At 71.2% G+C, this 17,893-nt stretch carries 18 protein-coding genes; 6 read left to right on the forward strand and 12 right to left on the reverse strand.

Annotation, left to right across the window (positions count from 1 at the left end; translation table 11 throughout):
- Nucleotides 1–83: 83 nt before the first annotated feature.
- The 4 genes from ACIRQ7_RS05210 to ACIRQ7_RS05225 all read right to left on the reverse strand — a co-directional run bounded on the left by ACIRQ7_RS05210 (nt 84) and on the right by ACIRQ7_RS05225 (nt 2,853).
- Complete coding sequence (locus tag ACIRQ7_RS05210) at nt 84–488, reverse strand: PPOX class F420-dependent oxidoreductase (RefSeq protein WP_404259934.1); 405 nt, start codon at nt 486–488, stop codon at nt 84–86.
- 142 nt (nt 489–630) lie between these two features.
- A complete protein-coding gene (ispF, locus tag ACIRQ7_RS05215; RefSeq protein ID WP_401461578.1) occupies nt 631–1,143 on the reverse strand; it encodes a 2-C-methyl-D-erythritol 2,4-cyclodiphosphate synthase in 513 nt (170 codons plus the stop codon).
- Nucleotides 1,130–1,876, reverse strand: a complete 747-nt coding sequence (gene ispD / locus ACIRQ7_RS05220) for a 2-C-methyl-D-erythritol 4-phosphate cytidylyltransferase (protein ID WP_404259935.1) — start codon at nt 1,874–1,876, stop codon at nt 1,130–1,132. The genes ispF and ispD overlap by 14 nt, the downstream gene beginning before the upstream one ends.
- Before the next feature lie 494 nt (nt 1,877–2,370).
- The gene (locus ACIRQ7_RS05225) at nt 2,371–2,853 is read right to left on the reverse strand and encodes a CarD family transcriptional regulator (protein WP_003953493.1); all 483 of its coding nucleotides are present in this window, start codon (nt 2,851–2,853) and stop codon (nt 2,371–2,373) included.
- A gap of 768 nt (nt 2,854–3,621) precedes the next feature.
- Here ACIRQ7_RS05225 and ACIRQ7_RS05230 point away from each other — a divergent pair.
- Complete coding sequence (locus tag ACIRQ7_RS05230) at nt 3,622–4,278, forward strand: DUF461 domain-containing protein (protein ID WP_403675338.1); 657 nt, start codon at nt 3,622–3,624, stop codon at nt 4,276–4,278.
- Nucleotides 4,279–4,351: 73 nt separating this feature from the next.
- Here the strand turns inward: ACIRQ7_RS05230 and ACIRQ7_RS05235 are convergent, their stop codons facing one another.
- Nucleotides 4,352–5,032 carry a response regulator transcription factor gene (locus ACIRQ7_RS05235; RefSeq protein ID WP_362701542.1) on the reverse strand — a complete coding sequence of 227 codons (681 nt, stop codon included), beginning with the start codon at nt 5,030–5,032 and terminating at the stop codon, nt 4,352–4,354.
- Entirely contained in the window at nt 5,029–6,315 is a 1,287-nt protein-coding gene (locus tag ACIRQ7_RS05240; RefSeq protein WP_404259936.1) for a sensor histidine kinase, read from the reverse strand. Before ACIRQ7_RS05240 ends, ACIRQ7_RS05235 begins: the two co-directional genes overlap by 4 nt.
- A gap of 581 nt (nt 6,316–6,896) precedes the next feature.
- Between ACIRQ7_RS05240 and phoU the strand changes: the two genes are divergently transcribed.
- Nucleotides 6,897–7,574: a phosphate signaling complex protein PhoU gene (phoU, locus tag ACIRQ7_RS05245; RefSeq protein WP_404259938.1), complete on the forward strand. Its 678-nt coding sequence runs from the start codon at nt 6,897–6,899 to the stop codon at nt 7,572–7,574.
- A gap of 372 nt (nt 7,575–7,946) precedes the next feature.
- On the opposite strand, the gene ACIRQ7_RS05250 is transcribed toward phoU, so the two are convergent.
- Nucleotides 7,947–8,195: an SCO4226 family nickel-binding protein gene (locus ACIRQ7_RS05250; protein WP_404259940.1), complete on the reverse strand. Its 249-nt coding sequence runs from the start codon at nt 8,193–8,195 to the stop codon at nt 7,947–7,949.
- Between the two features lie 147 nt (nt 8,196–8,342).
- Nucleotides 8,343–9,104, reverse strand: a complete 762-nt coding sequence (locus ACIRQ7_RS05255) for a phosphoglyceromutase (RefSeq protein ID WP_403675343.1) — start codon at nt 9,102–9,104, stop codon at nt 8,343–8,345.
- Between the two features lie 261 nt (nt 9,105–9,365).
- On the opposite strand from ACIRQ7_RS05255, the gene ACIRQ7_RS05260 reads away from it, so the two are divergent.
- Nucleotides 9,366–10,718, forward strand: coding sequence for an MDR family MFS transporter (locus tag ACIRQ7_RS05260; protein ID WP_404259941.1), 1,353 nt, complete (start codon nt 9,366–9,368; stop codon nt 10,716–10,718).
- Here the strand turns inward: ACIRQ7_RS05260 and ACIRQ7_RS05265 are convergent.
- A complete protein-coding gene (locus ACIRQ7_RS05265; RefSeq protein ID WP_404259943.1) occupies nt 10,715–10,846 on the reverse strand; it encodes a hypothetical protein in 132 nt (43 codons plus the stop codon). The two genes, ACIRQ7_RS05260 and ACIRQ7_RS05265, sit on opposite strands and share 4 nt — an antisense overlap.
- Nucleotides 10,847–11,355: 509 nt before the next feature.
- Here ACIRQ7_RS05265 and ACIRQ7_RS05270 point away from each other — a divergent pair.
- Both ACIRQ7_RS05270 and ACIRQ7_RS05275 read left to right on the forward strand, forming a co-directional pair.
- The gene (locus tag ACIRQ7_RS05270; protein ID WP_404259944.1) at nt 11,356–12,564 is read left to right on the forward strand and encodes an alpha/beta hydrolase family protein; all 1,209 of its coding nucleotides are present in this window, start codon (nt 11,356–11,358) and stop codon (nt 12,562–12,564) included.
- Between the two features lie 289 nt (nt 12,565–12,853).
- Entirely contained in the window at nt 12,854–13,285 is a 432-nt protein-coding gene (locus ACIRQ7_RS05275) for a protein-tyrosine phosphatase family protein (RefSeq protein ID WP_404259946.1), read from the forward strand.
- A gap of 143 nt (nt 13,286–13,428) precedes the next feature.
- Here ACIRQ7_RS05275 and ACIRQ7_RS05280 read toward each other — a convergent pair whose 3' ends face one another.
- On the reverse strand, nt 13,429–13,899 hold the full coding sequence (locus ACIRQ7_RS05280; protein WP_404260132.1) for a YbjN domain-containing protein: 471 nt from the start codon (nt 13,897–13,899) through the stop codon (nt 13,429–13,431).
- Between the two features lie 193 nt (nt 13,900–14,092).
- A complete protein-coding gene (mshA, locus tag ACIRQ7_RS05285) occupies nt 14,093–15,463 on the reverse strand; it encodes a D-inositol-3-phosphate glycosyltransferase (RefSeq protein ID WP_404259947.1) in 1,371 nt (456 codons plus the stop codon).
- A 533-nt stretch (nt 15,464–15,996) separates the two neighbouring features.
- Here mshA and ACIRQ7_RS05290 point away from each other — a divergent pair.
- Complete coding sequence (locus ACIRQ7_RS05290; RefSeq protein ID WP_404259949.1) at nt 15,997–16,833, forward strand: class I SAM-dependent methyltransferase; 837 nt, start codon at nt 15,997–15,999, stop codon at nt 16,831–16,833.
- Between the two features lie 61 nt (nt 16,834–16,894).
- Here the strand turns inward: ACIRQ7_RS05290 and ACIRQ7_RS05295 are convergent, their stop codons facing one another.
- Entirely contained in the window at nt 16,895–17,788 is an 894-nt protein-coding gene (locus tag ACIRQ7_RS05295; protein WP_404259951.1) for a helix-turn-helix domain-containing protein, read from the reverse strand.
- Nucleotides 17,789–17,893 lie beyond the last annotated feature (105 nt).

Here is a 17,893-nt window from a genome sequence, read left to right on the forward strand (position 1 = left end):
CCGTGACCCACCGGCCACGGGGACACAGAAGCGTGACACTCACCCCACTCGCCAGGCCCCCCTAGGGGAACGCGGCGCGGGCCTCACAGCCTGCCGACCACCTTGCGGGGCGTGACCCTGACGATCACCCGCTCGTCGTCGTCCTTGGAGGACGGGTTGAATTCGGCGTAGCTCTTGCCGGTGTACTTGTGCGACAGCTCGTCGATGAGCTGCTGCCCGCCCTCCGTCGTGAGGGTGGCGGAGCCGCGGACCTCGGCGTAGGTGTACGGAGCGTCGGCGGGCTGGACGACGACCGTCACCCGGGGGTCGCGGCGGAGGTTGGTCTCCTTGCGGCGGCCGACGGTCGTCGAGATCAGCAGGTCGTTGCCGTCCCGCTTCACCCAGACCGGGGACACCTGGGGGCTGCCGTCGGGCTGGATCGTGGCCACGGTCACGAAGACCGGGCCGTCGAGGAGCTTCTTGAGGTCGTCGGACAGTGCGGCAGTCACGAGGGATCCTTCCTGCGAGCCATACCGGTGGACACGGACACTCCGATCCTCCACCAACGCGCCCGCCCCGACCGGCATTCCCGCGCGGGGCGGGGAAATGCCGGTCGGGGCGGGATCCAGCAGGCCGCTCCGGTGCGTGCGGTCAGGCCGTACGGACCACCAGTGCCGTGGCGACTGCGGCCAGACCCTCGGCGCGGCCGGTCAGGCCCAGCCCGTCCGACGTCGTCCCGGACACCGAGACCGGCGCCCCGACGGCCGCCGACAGTGCCTGCTGCGCCTCGGCCCGCCGCTTGCCGACCTTCGGGCGTACCCCGATGACCTGCACGGCGACATTGCCGATCGCGAACCCCTCGGCCCGCACGATGCGGGCGGCCTCGGCCAGCAGCGTCACCCCCGAGGCGCCGGACCACTCGGGCCGGCTGGTGCCGAAGTGGGCACCCAGGTCGCCGACGCCGGCCGCTGAGAACAGCGCGTCGCACGCGGCGTGCGCGGCCACATCGCCGTCGCTGTGGCCGGCGAGGCCGTACCCGTCGCTCTCCGCGGCGTCCCACAGCAGCCCGGCACACCACAGCTCGCGCCCCTGCTCGAAGGCGTGCACGTCCGTGCCGACGCCGACCAGGGGAATACCGGGCAGCCCCGGCTCAGACATAGCCATCGGTGGCCCTCCTACGGGCGAGTACGGCCTCGGCCAGGACCAGGTCCAGCGGCCGGGTCACCTTGAACGCTTCTTCGTGGCCGGGCATGACCACGACCGGCTCCCCGAGCCGCTCGACCAGTCCGGCGTCGTCGGTGGCTCCCTCGCCCTCGACGACCGTGTCATGCGCCTTGAGCAAGGTGTGCAGGTCAAAGCCCTGCGGGGTCTGTACGGCGCGCAGCCGGGCCCGCTCGGGAGTGCCGACCACCGGCTCGGGCGTGCCCTGCGGCTGCGGGTCGACCTGCTTGACGGTGTCCGCCAGGGGCAGCGCGGGCACGACGGCCGGGGCGCCGGCGCGGACGGCGGCGATCACCGTGTCGACCGTGTCGACGGGGACCAGCGGACGCGCCGCGTCGTGCACCAGCACCACGTCGATGGCGTCCGGCAGCGCCGCCAGGCCCAGCCGTACGGACTCCTGGCGCGTTTCGCCGCCCGGGACCACCACGAGGTCGGTGCGGTCGCCGAGCGGATAGGCGTCGAGGAGGTGGCGGACCTCGGGGGCGCCGTCGGGCGGCGCGACCACGACGACCAGGGAGACCGCGCGGGACGCGGCCATCGCGCGGACGGCGTGCACCAGCATCGGGGTGCCGCCCAGCGCGCGCAGCGCCTTGGGGGCGCCGGGGCCGAGACGGACGCCGCGGCCGGCCGCGGGGATCACCGCGGCGGTGCGGATCGGACGGGAGGGATCTGACATCTAAGGCTCCGGTGTCCGGGGCGGCCCCGGAATTGGCGCAGACAGGTTTGTTTCCTCGGCCGAGGTGGGTATGGCCTGGGTGCCCCCTGCTCGTGGAGCTGGGGGAGTGCCGGGCGCGACGTCTTGACCGGACCCTTCCGTGACATCGGTCGAGGCGGCTGCCCGAGCCCGGCACACCTGGTGCCTGCGCAGTGGGCTGCCGCCGCTTCCACGGCCGGCTCGCGGTTCGACGGGAACATCATCGTCGGCGCAGGCACAGGAACATCTGCACAGAGCGCATCCGTCCTCAGCGGGACATTCACCGTGGATTTGCGGCGCGGCGGCGACGACGGCTGCCGTGCCGGGTGGGCGACGGGTCGCGGTGATGACGCCAGATATGCCGCAGCGCCCGGCAACAGACCGTTCCGATGGGGAAACGATCGTCACTCGGGCACCGCGGCATTGCTGTGTTGCACGCAGCGTCGGCCTGCACACTGCGTTCACACACTGCGTCGTCAGGACGCGAGGACCTCGTCGAGCAGAGCCTCGGCCTTGTCTTCGTTGGTGTTCTCCGCGAGGGCAAGCTCGCTCACCAGAATCTGGCGCGCCTTGGCGAGCATCCTCTTCTCACCGGCGGAGAGTCCGCGCTCGCGCTCACGCCGCCAGAGGTCACGCACTACCTCGGCGACCTTGATCACGTCGCCGGAAGCGAGCTTCTCAAGATTTGCCTTGTAGCGACGGGACCAGTTCGTGGGCTCTTCGGCATACGGTGCACGCAGCACCTCGAAGACCCGGTCCAGCCCGTCCTGACCGACCACGTCGCGTACGCCGACGAACTCCGCATTGTCCGCTGGAACACGAACAGTCAAGTCGCCCTGGGCGACTTTCAGCACCAAGTAGGTCTTGTCCACGCCTTTGATCTGGCGAGTTTCGATGGCCTCGATCAGCGCGGCCCCGTGATGGGGATAGACCACGGTGTCGCCAACCTTGAACGTCATGTGACAGGTACCCCTTCCGTGGCTATCCATGCTAACACGTGAACGGGCCGTTCTGAATGGCGTTTTCGCAGGTCAGGGCGCATCTCGGGGCTTGACAACAGAGACCGGAACGTGCTGCGAGGGGCCCTTGAATGCGGGTATTCGCAGGTCGGAGGGGCTTCGCAGGCGAGCGGAAACCTGCCCGTCACACACCCGGATGGCCCTGGTCGACATGACGAACGTCCCGTTTTGCGGCGATCCGCATGAGCGACTTCCGCTACTCCGTTCGGCTGTTCGCGGGCGACTCCGACCGGTTTCCGAATTGATCACCGGGCGGCCGCCGGTGAGCGTGATCAATTCCAGGAGCTGTGCGCTTTCCCTGCGAATACCGTTTTTCGCCGGTGGAAACGGGACCGGCCCCGCCCGAACGGCCACTTGCTGAATATCCGTCCGCCTTCTCGGGACGCGCCGGTGAAGGCGCGCCGAACACCCTGCGGAAAACCCACGGAAGGGAACGGGAAACCCGTCCCGGTAAGGGATCTTGAAGTGCGGGTCGGCGTGTCGGCCGGCACTTCCGTGGCCGGCCGCTCCGAGGGCGTGATCGCGCTGGGGGCGGGTCGGGTGCGGCGGCGTCGGGACGGCTCGGTAACCTAGCGGCGCTGACACACCCTTAGGGCGGCTTTACGCACCCGTCGTCATGACGCGTACGCAAGGACCGCCCCAGCCGTCCATCCGCGACCGGGCACGAAGTTCGGCCGCGCCGTAGCTCGTCAAGGAGATGCCGCCGCCGTGAGCCGCAGCCTTCGACGCGGCGTCCTCGCCGCTACTGTCCTCTCGCTCTCGATCGCCTCGCTCTCCGCATGCGGGGCCGGGAACGACGCCGAGACGCTGGAGATCAAGCCGGACAACGCCGCGACCGCCGTGGGCGACATCAAGGTCCAGAACGCGTCCGTGGTCACCCAGCCCGACCTGGAGGCCAAGGGCCCGGCGGTGGTCACCGCCACGCTGTTCAACAACGGCGTCAAGGACCAGAAGCTGACCGCCATCACCGTGGTGGAGTCGGGCAAGTCGGCCAAGCTGAAGCCCGCCAAGGGCGCGGCGGGGCCGATCACGGTGCCCGCCGGCGGTTCCGTCCTGATCGGCGGCAAGGGCAACGCCTCCGCCGTCCTGCCGAGCGGCGACGAGGCCGTCCAGGATGGCAACGCGCAGGACCTGTCGTTCAACTTCAGCGGTACCGGCAAGGTGCAGCTGCAGGCCTTCGTCGTCCCGGCGACCAACTACTTCAAGGGCTACGGCCCGGCCGAGATGCCCAAGCCCTCCGGCTCCGCGAGCCCTTCCGGCACCGCCAAGCCCTCCGGCTCGGCCAAGCCCTCCGGCTCCGCGTCGCCGTCCGGTGAGGCCACCCCGTCCGGCGAGGCCTCTCAGGCGGCGCACGCCGGCCACTGAGCCCGGGAGACGTCTACGTGTGAGGGGCGCCCGTCCGGTCGGACGGGCGCCCCTCACACGTAGACGCGGCGGTTTACGGCTCGAACTTGTAGCCCAGGCCGCGGACCGTCACCAGGAAGCGCGGTGCGCCCGGGTCCGGCTCGATCTTGGCGCGGAGCCGCTTGACGTGCACATCGAGCGTCTTGGTGTCGCCCACGTAGTCGGCGCCCCACACGCGGTCGATGAGCTGCATACGGGTCAGGACGCGGCCGGCGTTGCGCAGCAGCATCTCCAGGAGGTCGAACTCCTTGAGGGGCAGGTCGACCTTGCCGCCGGAGACGGTGACGACATGGCGGTCCACGTCCATCCGGACCGGGCCGGCCTCCAGCGCCTGCGGGGCGACCTCTTCCGGCTCGCCGCGCCGCCGCAGCACCGCCCGGATGCGGGCGACCAGTTCGCGGGAGGAGAAGGGCTTGGTGACGTAGTCATCGGCTCCTATTTCCAGGCCGACGACCTTGTCGATCTCGCTGTCCTTGGCGGTCACCATGATGACCGGGACATTGGAACGGCCACGCAGTTGGCGGCAGACCTCGGTGCCGGGCAGCCCCGGCAGCATCAGGTCCAGCAGGACCAGGTCGGCGCCGTTGCGCTCGAACTCGTCCAGTCCGTCGGGGCCCGTAGCCGCGATGGCGACCTCGAATCCCTCCTTGCGGAGCATGTACGACAGTGCGTCGCTGAACGATTCTTCGTCCTCGACGACGAGCACTCGGGTCACGGAAGGACCTCCGGGGCAGGGTGAGCAGGAAGCGGATCGTTGAAGGTCTCGTACGGGCGGTCCTCTTCGTCGAGGCCGTCCGCACTGAGGTCGGCGGGCCGTTCGCGGTCGCGTACGGCACCGGCTTCCGGGAGACGCAGGGTGAAGGTGGAGCCCTGTCCCTCAGCGCTCCACACCGTGACCTCCCCGCCATGGGAGGCGGCCACGTGCTTGACGATGGCGAGGCCGAGGCCGGTCCCGCCGGTGGCGCGCGAACGCGCCGGGTCCACTCGGTAGAACCGCTCGAAGACGCGGTCCCGGTCCTTCTCGGATATCCCGATGCCCTGGTCGGTCACCGCGATCTCGATCAGGTCGCCGCCGGGAGCGGACACCCGGCGGCCGGCGATCCCGACGCGGGTGCGCGCCGGGGAGTAGTTGACGGCGTTCTCGACGAGGTTGCCGAGTGCCGCGGCGAGCTGGCCGCGATTGCCCCACACACTCAGGTCGGCGGCGGAGCCTTCGGGCCCGGCGAGGGAGCTGGCCATGGTGATCTGCTTGGTGCCGGCCTGCTGGCGGCAGCGGTCGATCGCCTCGGCGACCAGCTCGTCCACCCGGACCGGCTCGGCGTCCTCCAGCGGGTCGTCGTTCTGGACCCGGGAGAGGTCGATCAGCTCCTGGACGAGGTTGGTCAGGCGGGTGGCTTCGTTCTGCATCCGGCCGGCGAAGCGGGTGACGGCCTCGGGGTCGTCACTGGCGTCCATCACCGCCTCGGAGAGCAGCGAGAGGGCGCCGACGGGCGTCTTGAGCTCATGGCTGACGTTGGCCACGAAGTCGCGGCGCACCGCCTCTATCCGGCGCGCTTCGGTGAGGTCCTCGACCAGCAGGAGCACGAGCCGGGAGCCGAGCGGGGCGACCCGGGCGGATACCGCGAGGGCGTCGCCCCGGCCGGTGCCGCGGCGCGGCAGATCCAGCTCGACCTGGCGTATCTCGCCGTCCCTGCGGGTGTCGCGGGCCATCTGCATCATCGGCTCGACGGCGAGCTTGCCGCCGCGGACCAGCCCGAGGGCGTACGCGGCGGAGCTGGCCTTGACGACGGCGTCGGCCTCGTCGAGGACCACGGCGGAGGAGCGCAGCACGGACAGGACGGTGTCGACGCCGGGCGGCAGCACCGCGTCGGTGTGCAGCGAGGTCCGGGTGGGCTTGGCCTGGTCCCGCTCGCTCCAGCGGAACGCCAGCATGGCGAAGACGCCGGTGCACAACCCGGCGATCGCTGCCACTGCGGCGACGGCCGCGTCCACGTTCATGACTCCAGGTTATGCGCCTGGTCGGACACTTCCCCAGCCGTGCGGGCGTCTGCTCGAACACCCGTCGCCCAGAGTTCACCACCACGTCGGTGGTGGTTCACTCCGGAGGGCGGAACCGGGCTCACGGCGCTCCGCCGGGCGCCCCAAGGGAAATCGCTGCGCCCGCCGGGCTCCCCCGGGGCGCCCCCGGGTCACCCCTGCCGGAATCGCACTGCCGACCCCCCGGCATCACTCATGTCGCCCAGAGTTCACCTTCATGACAGGGATGATTCACCCCGGGTGGCAGCGCACGTCGCGATCCGGCCGCACTGTGAGGATGCCGGTGCGGATACCGGCGCCGGTGCCGGTGCGGTCGCACGGGTGTGGACGCCGGTGACGGTGGACGGGGCACGTGCCCTCTTCCCGGAGTACCCCCCGAGCGGGCGGGGCGCGTGGGAGCGTGGAAAGGACGGCGCCATCGTCGGCCCGACCACCCGGCACCACCGTCACACGCCACCGTCACGCACCACCACGAGCACCGACATCCCCACCGGCACCACACGCACCACCACTCGTTCACTCGATGCGGAAGAAGGTCACTGATGCGGGACGCGTACCACGAGGAGCTGGATTCGATCGGCGAAGGCCTGGTCGAGATGGCCCGGCTCGTCGGCTCCGCGATCGGGCGCGCCACCACGGCGATACTCGACGCGGACCTCAAGCTGGCCGAGAGCGTGATCGCCGCCGACGAGAAGGTCGACGATCTCCAGCACGACCTGGAGGCCCGCGCCATCGCCCTGCTCGCGCGGCAGCAGCCGGTCGCCACCGACCTGCGGATCGTCGTCACCTCCCTGCGGATGAGCGCCGACCTGGAGCGCTCCGGCGACCTCGCCCAGCACGTCGCCAAGCTGGCCCGGCTGCGCTTCCCGCAGACGGCCGTGCCGGGCGATCTGCACGCCACCATCCTGGAGATGGGGCAGCTCGCGCAGCGCCTGATGGCCAAGGCCGCCGAGGTCGTCATCACCAAGGACGTCGATCTGGCGCTGCAGCTGGAGCAGGACGACGACGCGATGGACATGCTCCACCGCACCCTTTTCCAGCACCTGATGGACGACCGCTGGAAGCACGGCATCGAGACGGCCGTGGACGTCACGCTGCTCGGTCGCTACTACGAGCGCTTCGCCGACCACGCGGTCTCCGTGGCCAAGCGCGTCGTCTATCTGGTGACCGGCGAGCACGCCGACGAGATCGCCCCGCCGACCGCGGTGGACGGGTCGTAGCAGCCGGGCGCACCACCGTGTGCCCTTGTCGTGTGCCTCCACGCGCCGTTGACGCGCCGCTTCACCAGGGCTTGCAATGGGCAGCAGGTGACCCCTAGGAGGCAATTCATGGCACTCACGGCGGACTCCCCCAAGCCCACGCCCCGCAAGGAACCGTCCGCGGTCGAACGACCCCGGCTGCCGCTTCTCGGCGCCTGCGGCTGCGGCCCCGGATGCAGCTGCGGCTGCCAGTCCGGCGGATCGTGCCAATGCGGAGGCAGCTGCTAGCCGCGCGTCCAGCGCGGCCCCGGCATCACAGCGGCCCCGTCCGGCATTCCGCCGGGCGGGGCCGCTGCCGTCGCCGCTCACGGCATCGCTGCCGTGTTCCGGTCGTCAGATGCTGAGCGGTACGGGGTGGATCTCGTCCGCCGCGTGGCCGGTGCGCTCGTGGATGCGTTGGACAGCTTCCGCCGAGGGGGCGTCGGAGAGGCAGAAGATGTCGCCGGAGTCGGGGTCGGCCCACGCGTGCTCGAAGTGGACGCCTTCCTCGCTCTCGATCGCGAGGTCGGCCTGGTGCGCCGCCTTCAGCTCATCGGCCGTGATCCCCTTCATTCCGCGGTGCACGTCCATGTAAATGGCCATCGGACTCATTCCTCCAACGGACGGTCGGATCCCCCTGGTCCCCCACCCCTCCTCCTTCCATGCTGCACCCGTTCGCCCCGGAAAGCCGTCAAGCCCCCTACCGGCGGAAAAACCGCTGGTAGGGGGCTTGATCGAGACGTGCCCTGCTTACTTCTTCTTGCCCTGGTTCTTCACTGCCTCGATCGCGGCCTTGGCGGCCTCCGGGTCGAGGTAGGTGCCGCCCGGGTTGACCGGACGGAAGTCGGCGTCGAGCTCGTAGACGAGCGGGATGCCGGTGGGGATGTTCAGGCCGGCGATGTCCTCGTCGGAGACGCCGTCGAGGTGCTTGACCAGGGCGCGCAGGCTGTTGCCGTGCGCGGCGACCAGCACCGTACGGCCGGCGAGGAGGTCCGGGACGATGCCGTCGTACCAGTACGGCAGCATGCGGGTGACGACGTCCTTGAGGCACTCCGTACGGGGGCGCAGCTCGCTGGGGATGTCGGCGTAGCGCGGGTCGTCGCTCTGGGAGAACTCGGAGCCGTCCTCAAGGGCGGGCGGCGGGGTGTCGTACGAGCGGCGCCAGAGCATGAACTGCTCCTCGCCGAACTCCGCGAGCGTCTGCGCCTTGTCCTTGCCCTGCAGCGCGCCGTAGTGGCGCTCGTTGAGGCGCCAGCTGCGGTGGACCGGGATCCAGTGGCGGTCGGCGGCCTCAAGGGCCAGCTGCGCCGTGCGGATGGCGCGCTTCTGGAGCGAGGTGTGCAGCACGTCGGGGAGCAGACCGGCGTCCGTGAGCAGCTCTCCGCCGCGGACCGCCTCCTTCTCGCCCTTCTCGTTGAGATTCACGTCCACCCAGCCGGTGAACAGGTTCTTCGCGTTCCACTCGCTCTCGCCGTGACGGAGGAGGATCAGCTTGTACGGTGCGTCGGCCATGACGTCGAGCGTAATCCACGTCCCGGTGTGGCCCTGCCGGGGAACCCCGGGGCCATGGGGCCCTGCGGGGCAGGGCGGCGGCGTGCCGGGACGATTGACGCTTCTCGTCAATTGAGTGGTGGCGGCACCGTCCGCATATGTAGCTTGCAACAGTCCGCAGCGCCTCTTACCTCAGCGTCCGCCGCCCACCCGCGTCTGCGATGCACCAGCACCTGTGCCACACACACGCGCCGCCAGCCTGCGCCCTCGGGGGGAACAGCCATGTCCGCATCCGCAGCCAGAGTGAGACGTGCCGCCGTAACGAGCTTCTCCGGCCTGCCCCGGCAGTTCTGGTGGCTGTGGACCAGCACTCTCGTCAACCGGCTCGGCGGATTCGTCGCCACCTTCCTGGCCCTCTATCTGACCGTTGAGCGCGGCTACTCGGCCTCGTACGCGGGCCTCGTCGGGGCGCTCTACGGGCTGGGTGGCGTGGTCTCCTCGGTGGGCGCGGGGGTGCTCACCGACCGCCTCGGCCGACGGCCCACGATGCTGATCGCGCAGCTTTCCACGGCGGCGTCCGTGGCCCTGCTCGGCTTCATGGAGGACCCGGTCGCCATCGCGGCGGTGGCCTGCCTGGTCGGCATGGCCAGCAACGCCTCACGGCCGGCGGGCCAGGCGATGATGGCGGACATCGTCGCCCCCGAGGACCGCGTGCGCGCCTTCTCCCTGAACTACTGGGCGATCAACCTGGGCTTCGCCATCTCCTCGACGGCGGCCGGACTCATCGCCGAGCACGGCTACTTGATCCTCTTCCTGGGCGAATCGACCCTGGTGCTGGCCTGCGCCCTGGTGGTCTTCCGGAAGCTGCCGGAAACCCGCCCCGAGCAGGACACCGCGCAGGAGCCGCGGAGCCGGACGGCGGCGCCGAAGGACCGGGAGCCGTCCGGTGCGAAGGCGGCCGCCGTGCCGGGCCCCGTACGCGTCTCCATGGCGACGGTGCTGCGCGACGGGCGCTTCATGACCGTCGTCGGCCTCAACCTCCTGCTGGCCCTGCTCTTCCAGCAGGCGTACGTCTCGCTGCCGGTGTCGATGAGTCAGAGCGGGTTCTCCAGCGCGGACTTCGGCACGGTGATCGCGATCAACGGCGTCATCATCGTGCTGCTGCAGATCCCGGTCACCCGCTTCATCCAGCACCGCAGCCCCGCGATGCTGCTCATCGGTTCGGCGCTGCTCGCCGGCTACGGGTTCGGGCTGACCGCGCTGGCCGGTTCGGTCGCCGTGTACGCGCTCACCGTCGCCGTCTGGACGCTCGGCGAGATCATCAACTCGCCGACACAGATGGGTCTGGTGGTGCGGCTGTCGCCGGTCCACGGCCGTGGTCGCTACCAGGGCATGTACGCCCTCTCCTGGTCCGTGGCCTCCCTGGCGGCCCCGCTGCTCGGCGGCACGGTGATCGACCACTACGGACCCGATGCGCTGTGGGCCGGCTGCGCCGTCATCGGCACGGTGGCGGCCGTGGGATACGGGGCGCTGCTGCGGAAACTGCCGGCATCGAGCGCCCCGGCGGCCACGCCGGTGCGCGGAACCGGCCCCCTGGTTGACGCGGAGCCGGCTGTCGCCGCACCCAACGGTTAGCCCCGCAGGGCGCGTTGCGCCTCGTAGAGGTTCGGCGGGGTGACGGCTCCCGGGAGGCCGTACGACTCGGTCCGGGCGGGCAGGGCCCGTGTGAAGTCCGGTGTGATGACCTCACACTTCACGTACATGAACGTTGTTCACGTGAGGGACGGCGTGAGGATGCCATGCCGTCGGGGCGCGCGGAAGGGGGCAGGCGTGGACTCTTCGTGGCAGCCACACCCTCAAGACGGGTGTCTCCACGATCGATTGGGGCTTGGCGATCCGAGATCCTGATCGTGACGCGAAGAACGGGGCGACGCGAAAACGGGGAGATGCGATGACACGCAGGCCGGGATTCACAGCGGAGAACGTGACGAGAAGCGCGAAGGGGAGCGTGGCTGGGGGCGTAGCGAGGGATGCGGTGACGAAGGCGACCAGGGACGCAAGGGGGAATCGGACGGGGCACGCCGGCGAGGACGTGAGGCCACGAAGGGTGGGACGCAGGACGGTGGCGATCGCCACGCTCGTGCTCGCGGCGTCACTGGTCGCGGCACCAGGTGTCACGCAGGCGACAGCTGAGGCCACCCCTGCAGCCCCCTCCACCGCACCCCCACACTCACACCCACATCCGCTCCCCTCTCCGCCGCCGCCCCCGTCCTTGTCCCCGCACCCACACAGGTTGGCGACGCAGGCGAGTACCCACACCCAGGGGGTACGCGTGGCCCTGCCCGCCCCCACCGGCACGCACCAAGTCGGCACGACGAGACTCCACTTGGTGGACCGAAAGCGGTATGACCCATGGATAGCCGGACAAGCGCACCGCGAGCTGATGGTGAGCATCAGGTATCCGGCGCGGAATGCCGGGCGGTATCCGCGCGCACCGCAGATGCTGCCAAGCGAGGCCGCCGCATTCGACGCCGAGAGCAACTTCTCCGAACAGGTGCCGAAGGGAAAGGTCAATTGGGGGGCCACCCTCACCCATGCCCACGAGGGTGCGCCGGTAGCGCGGCATCGCGGACAGCTGCCGGTGGTGCTCTACTCCCCCGGCGCCGGCGACCCCCGATCGCTCGGCACCACACTCTGCGACGAGCTGGCGTCCCGGGGCTATGTGGTGGTGACGGTCGACCACACCTACGAGGCTCCCGCGGTGCAGTTCCCCGACGGCCGGGTGGCACACAGCGTGCTGCGGAAGGAGGCCGCCGAGGCAGAACGGACCGGCCGTATAACGGAGTTGCTGAAGAAGCTGACTGCGGTGCGGGTGGCCGACACCCGCTTCGTACTCGACGAGCTGGAGAAGCAGAGCAGCGACTCCGGACCCGCTCTGCCGGATGACCTCCGCGAGTCGCTGGATCTGGACGCGATAGGGATGTTCGGCCAGTCGGCCGGTGGGTTCACGGCAGCGCAGACCATGCACGACGACCGGCGGATCAAAGCCGCGGTGAACCTGGACGGCGTGCTCGGCTACACCCAGCGCGACGACGACCCTTCGCATCCGTCGACGGTCGGAATCGACGGTGTGGACCGCCCGTTGCTCCTCATGGGGAAGGAAGGCGACACCCATCACACGGTCGCCTCCTGGGACGCAGTGTGGCGACACAGCTCGGGATGGCACCGGGACCTGACCCTGGCGGGCAGTCAGCATGCGAGCTTCACGGACGCCGAGTCGCTGCTACCGCAGATCGCCCGGCAGCTGGACATACCCCGGGCAACCGTCACCAAGATGCTCGGCACGATCGCCCCGGACCGCGCCATCGCCACGCAGCGGGCCTACGTCTCCGCATTCTTCGACCGATGGCTGCGCGGCCAGGACAACGGGCTGCTGAACCGCCCTTCCGCCCGCTACCCGGACATGCGGTTCGTGCCCTAGCCGGAGGCGGGAGGCCCGCGCCATGACCGCAGGCGGGAGGTTCATTCCATGACGCAGGCGGGATGGCGTGCCATCAGAGGAGGGGGGGACGCAGCGCCAGGGGGGGCGAAGGGCCGGGCAGGGGGAGCCGGAAGGGAGGGGGGACGCAGCGCCGGGGGGCGAAGGGCCGGGCAGGGGGAGCCGGAAGGGAGGGAGGGGGGAGAGGGGAGGGGGAGGGTGACAGGTGGCAGGGAGGGGGGATGGCAGGCGAGGGGGCTGCCGTACGCGTCCTGATCCCTACGATGAGTGGGTGACCGAGACATGGCAGGCAACCGCCCCCGGGGTTCTGCGGCTTCCCTCCGGGCGGCTGATACGAGGCCGCGGGCTTCGAAAGCCGCTTCCGGACGGTCCGCTGCCTACCTACGCGGTCTATCTGCTGGGAAAGCAGCCTCCCGAAGTCCCTTGGGAGTTCCAGTGGGTTCGCTGGCCGGACTTCAGGCTTCCCCGTAATCACGCACAGGCTCGGGAAGCGCTCCGCGACGCCTGGTCGCGCGCCGACACCGAACGCGTCGAGTTCGCCTGTGCCGGAGGGCGCGGCCGGACCGGTACGGCCCTGGCCTGCATCGCCGTCCTGGACGGGGTGCCGGCCGACCAGGCGGTGGCCTTTGTCCGCCGGAACTACGACTCCCACGCGGTCGAAACGCCCTGGCAGAAGCGGTACGTCCGTCGCTTCAGCGGCTGACGGCGGGGCGGTGGCCGCTGCGGTCGGCCGGCACCTGACCGTGCCGGCCCACCGCAGTCCGCCCTCCGTCTCCGTTCTCCGCCGGTCGCCGGGCGCAGATGTGGGCTGATGCGGGCCGACGCGGACCGACGCAGGTGGGTCGTCTACTTGGCGGGGGGCTGGGTCAGGTGGGTGAAGGCGTCGAGGTTGCGGGTGGACTCGCCGCGGGACACGCGCCAGGCGTACTCCTTGCGGATGGCTGTCGCGAAGCCCATCTCCAGGAGGGTGTTGAAGCTGCCGTCGGCGTTTTCCAGGACGGTGCCGAGGATGCGGTCCAGTTCGTCGGGGCTGACGGCCGTGAGGGGGAGTTTGCCGACGAGATAGATGTCGCCGAGCTTGTCGATCGCGTAACTGACGCCGTAGAGGCGGGTGTTGCGTTCCAGGAGCCAGCGGTGCACGGCTTCTTGGTTCTCGTCCGGGTGGCGGACGACGAAGGCGTTGATGGAGAGGGAGTGCTTGCCCACGATCAATGAGCAGGTGGTGGAGAGCTTGCGGATGCCGGGCAGCTTGATGACGTAGGTGCCGTCGGACGGCGTTTCCCATTCGAGGTCGGCGTCCCGCAGCGTCCGCTCGATGACGTCGTTCGCGGTGGCGTTGCCGGCCGCCGCGTCGCTGCCGACGGTCGCGTCGTCGCCGGCCGGCCTGGTGCTCGCGGTCGCGTGGCTCGCCGCCCCTTCGTTCACAGTCGTGTGCTGCGCGGTTGTGTCCTTGGCGGGTCCGGCGTGTGCCGTGCCGGAACCGTCCGCTGCGTCAGGCGTTTCAGCCACTTCACCCATGGAGGGATCGTAGGTGACGACGTCGTTCCAGCATGGCTGCGGTGTAGACCTCGCCCGTCGCCGAGGCGGCGGTGTCCCAGCCGAAGGACTGGGCGTGCCGGGCGGCCTCGGTGCCCATCCTGTCGGCCAGCGACGGGTCCGCCACGAAGCGGGAGAGCGCGCGGGCGTAGTCGGCGGGGTCGTGGCCGGGGACGAGGAAGCCGCTGGTGCCGTCGCGTACGGCCACCGGCAGGCCTCCGACGGCGGCCGCGACGACCGGGGTCCCGCAGGCCTGGGCCTCTATGGCGACGAGCCCGAACGACTCGTTGTAGGAGGGCATGACCAGGACGGATGCCGCGCGATACCAGTCGGCGAGCTTTTCCTGCCCGACCGGCGGGCGGAACTGCACGATGTCCGCGATGCCGAGCCGGGCGGCCAGCTTGTGCAGCCCTTCCGGCTTGGCCAGGCCGCTGCCGCTGGGCCCGCCGACCACCGGCACGACCAGGCGGGAGCGCAGCGAAGGGTCCTCGGCCAGGAGCACGGCGACCGCGCGGAGCAGAATGTCCGGGGCCTTCAGCGGCTGTATGCGACCGGCGAAGAGCGGGATGATCGCGTCCTGTGGCAGGCCGAGGCGGGCGCGTGCCGCGGCCCGGCTGTCGGGGACGCCACCGGCGGTGGGCCGGAAGCGGTCGAGATTGACGCCCGGGTGGACGACGGCGACCTTGGCGGGGTCGGCTTCGTAGTGCCGTACGAGTTCCTCGGACTCCTCGGCGGTGTTCGCGATCAGGCGGTCCGCGGCGCGTACGACCTGGGTTTCGCCGATGACACGGGCGGCGGGCTCGGGGGTGTCGCCGAGGGCGAGCGAGGCGTTCTTGACCTTGGCCATGGTGTGCATGGCGTGGACCAGCGGGACGCCCCAGCGTTCCGAGGCGAGCCAGCCGACGTGTCCGGAAAGCCAGTAGTGGGAGTGCACCAGGTCGTAGTAGCCGGGGCGATGGCCTGCCCAGGCCTGCATGACGCCGTGGGTGAAGGCGCAGAGCTGGGCCGGCAGCTCTTCCTTGGCCAGCCCCTCGTAGGGCCCCGCGTCGACGTGCCGGACGAGGACGCCGGGGGCCAGTTCGACGGTGGGGGGCAGGGTGCCGGTCGTGGCGCGGGTGAAGATCTCCACCTCGATGTTGATCGAGGCCAGCTTCTTGGCCAGCTCGACGATGTAGACGTTCATGCCGCCGGCGTCGCCCGTGCCGGGCTGGTGCAGCGGCGAGGTGTGCACGCTGAGCATCGCCACTCTGCGCGGGCGCCGGGCACCACCGGGCATCCGCAGGCGGGACTGCCCCGGGAACTGACCGTGGGGACGGCCGCGGAGCCGGGACACGTATGGGCTCACTGCGAGCTACCTCCTAGGCGAGGCGGGCTACGCGCCTCCGACCCCCTGCAACAACGGAGTCCCGCCATCCATTTCCGGACGGGCCCCGCTCTTCTCATTTTACCAAAGCGTGACCTGGCGGCGGGCGATCAGGGCCTGGCGGTGCCGACGCCCTCCCGGGTTCCGGCGCGCCGTCCCGTTGCCCCCGGCGCCGTCCTGTCGTCCCCCGGCGCCCACCCGCGGGCCCCGCCGCTGCGTGGTCTCCAGGCTCCCGCTCGCGCCCCGTCGTCCGCCGTCGGTCCCCCGTTGCCCGCTGCGTGGTCCCCCGCGCCCACCGTCCGTCCTCGTGTCCGCGTCGCACCCCCGACATCCGCGGTCGCGTGCCCGCCGCCCACCGTCCGTCCCGGTTGTCCGCGTCGCGCCGCCGTCGTCCCCGCCGTCCCGCCGTCCCCGGCTTCGCCCGGCGGGGGAGCGTCTCCGCACCGGGGTGCGGGCACGAGCCGGGCGCCGCCTGGGCCGCGGCCGCGGTTCCGGTACCGCATACGCTCGATGCCATGCCCCGCCGCTCTCCCGCGCCCGCCGCCCCGGTGTCCGCGCCGTCCCGCCGCCCCGTCGGAAATGTGACCCGCGGGACCACCAACCCCAACCGGCTGCGCCGCATGGACCGCTGGATCGCCGCCGAACACGGCGCCGCCATGCGCCGGGCCGCCGACCCGGTAGCGGTGGACCTGGGGTACGGCGCCGCGCCCTGGACCGCGGTGGAGCTGCTGGCCCGGCTGCGGACCGTGCGGCCGGACGCGCGGGTCGTCGGCATCGAGATCGAGCCGGCGCGGGTCGAGGCGGCCCGGCCGTACGAGCAGCCGGGGCTGGATTTCGTGCACGGCGGCTTCGAGGTGCCGCTGCCGGGCGGGCCGGGGCGGTCGCCGGTGCTGATCCGGGCCGCGAATGTGCTGCGTCAGTACGACGAGGACGAGGTGGCCGCGGTGTGGCGGCGGCTGTGCGCCCGGCTGGCGCCCGACGGGATGCTGGTCGAGGGCACCTGCGACGAGATCGGGCGGCGGCACGTCTGGGTGGCGCTGGGCCCCGAAGGCCCCCGCACGGTCACCTTCGCGACCCGGCTCGGCTCCCTTGACACACCGTCCGACCTGGCAGAACGCCTCCCGAAGGCGCTGATCCACCGCAATGTGCCGGGCGAGCCGGTCCATGCCTTCCTGCGTGACTTCGACCGCGCCTGGGCGACGGCCGCACCGTTGGGCGCGCTGGGCGCGCGCCAGCGCTGGCTCGCCGCCGTCCGCGCGCTGGCCGCGGACTGGCCGCTCGCCGGCGACCCGCGCCGCCGCCGCCAGGGTGAGGTCACCGTCCGGTGGGAGGCACTCGCCCCGCGAGGGTGAGCCGAGCAGGCAGCACCCGCCACCCGGGCGGGGGCCAGGCCCACCCGGCCCACGCCCCCACCTACCCGGCCGGCTCCAGCGCCCCCGTCGCCCCCAGCTCCCCCACTTCCGCCAGCTCCGCCAGGTCCGCCAGGCGTCGTGCGGTGGGTGATCCGCTCGGGGCGCTGTAGGTCACCAGGGTCTGGTCCGGGTCGGTGGTCAGGCGGAAGCTCTCGAAGGTGATCAGGAGTTCGCCGACCTGGGGGTGCACGAGGTGTTTGGTGCCGCGCAGGCATTCGTGCACCGCCTGTGCCTCCCATACGCGCCGGAAGTCGCCGCTGCGGTGCAGGAGTTCGTTGACGACCTCGCAGATCCGCGGGTCTTCCGGGTGCCGTCCGCTCTCGGCCCGCAGGTTGCCGACGACCTCCTCGGCGATCCGTTCCCAGTCGGGGTGCAGGGCACGGGCCGCCGGGTCGAGGAACACCAGCAGCGCGGAGTTGCGCCGGCTGCGGTCGAGCGCGGGGAGGTCGAAGCCGATCCGGCCGCCCAGCGTGTTCCAGGCGAGGATGTCCAGGCCGCGGCCGACGACCATGGCGGGGACGGTGCTGCCCATCGCGTCCAGGAGCTGCTGGATCTCGGGGCGTACGGTCTGGCCGGGTCCGTCGGCGGCGGCCGGGCCGTCCTCGCCGCGTCGGCGCGGCAGCGCGACATTGCGCAGATACGTCACCTCGCCGCCGGTCAGCCGCAGTGCCCGCGCGATGGCGTCGAGGACGGAGTCGGAGATGGCGTGCGCGCGGCCCTGTTCGATCCGGGTGTAGTAGTCGACGCTGATGCCGGCGAGCTGGGCGACCTCCTCGCGCCGCAGTCCGCGCACCCGGCGGCGGTTGAGCCCGCCGGGCAGGCCCAGATCGGCCGGGTCGAGCGCCGCGCGGCGCGCCTTGAGGAACGAGCTGATCTCGACTTCGCCATGCAGCATCCGTCCAGTATGCGGCGCACCGCCGGTTGGGTGGTTCCGGCGGACCCAGGCTGCGACGGACCTGGCCCCGTACGTCCGGGAGCCGCAGGCTGGTGCACACCCGGC

The organism is Streptomyces sp. NPDC101393, assembly GCF_044767385.1.
In the GTDB taxonomy this organism is placed as follows: domain Bacteria; phylum Actinomycetota; class Actinomycetes; order Streptomycetales; family Streptomycetaceae; genus Streptomyces.

Coding starts and splice junctions, on each gene's coding strand:
- ispF (WP_401461578.1), bottom strand. CDS start 1,143: ATGGCTATGTCTGAGCCGGGGCTGCCCGGTATTCCCCTGGTCGGCGTC.
- ispD (WP_404259935.1), bottom strand. CDS start 1,876: ATGTCAGATCCCTCCCGTCCGATCCGCACCGCCGCGGTGATCCCCGCG.
- ACIRQ7_RS05225 (WP_003953493.1), bottom strand. CDS start 2,853: ATGACGTTCAAGGTTGGCGACACCGTGGTCTATCCCCATCACGGGGCC.
- ACIRQ7_RS05240 (WP_404259936.1), bottom strand. CDS start 6,315: ATGAACGTGGACGCGGCCGTCGCCGCAGTGGCAGCGATCGCCGGGTTG.
- phoU (WP_404259938.1), top strand. CDS start 6,897: ATGCGGGACGCGTACCACGAGGAGCTGGATTCGATCGGCGAAGGCCTG.
- ACIRQ7_RS05250 (WP_404259940.1), bottom strand. CDS start 8,195: ATGGCCATTTACATGGACGTGCACCGCGGAATGAAGGGGATCACGGCC.
- ACIRQ7_RS05255 (WP_403675343.1), bottom strand. CDS start 9,104: ATGGCCGACGCACCGTACAAGCTGATCCTCCTCCGTCACGGCGAGAGC.
- ACIRQ7_RS05260 (WP_404259941.1), top strand. CDS start 9,366: ATGTCCGCATCCGCAGCCAGAGTGAGACGTGCCGCCGTAACGAGCTTC.
- ACIRQ7_RS05265 (WP_404259943.1), bottom strand. CDS start 10,846: ATGTACGTGAAGTGTGAGGTCATCACACCGGACTTCACACGGGCCCTG.
- ACIRQ7_RS05290 (WP_404259949.1), top strand. CDS start 15,997: ATGCCCCGCCGCTCTCCCGCGCCCGCCGCCCCGGTGTCCGCGCCGTCC.
- ACIRQ7_RS05295 (WP_404259951.1), bottom strand. CDS start 17,788: ATGCTGCATGGCGAAGTCGAGATCAGCTCGTTCCTCAAGGCGCGCCGC.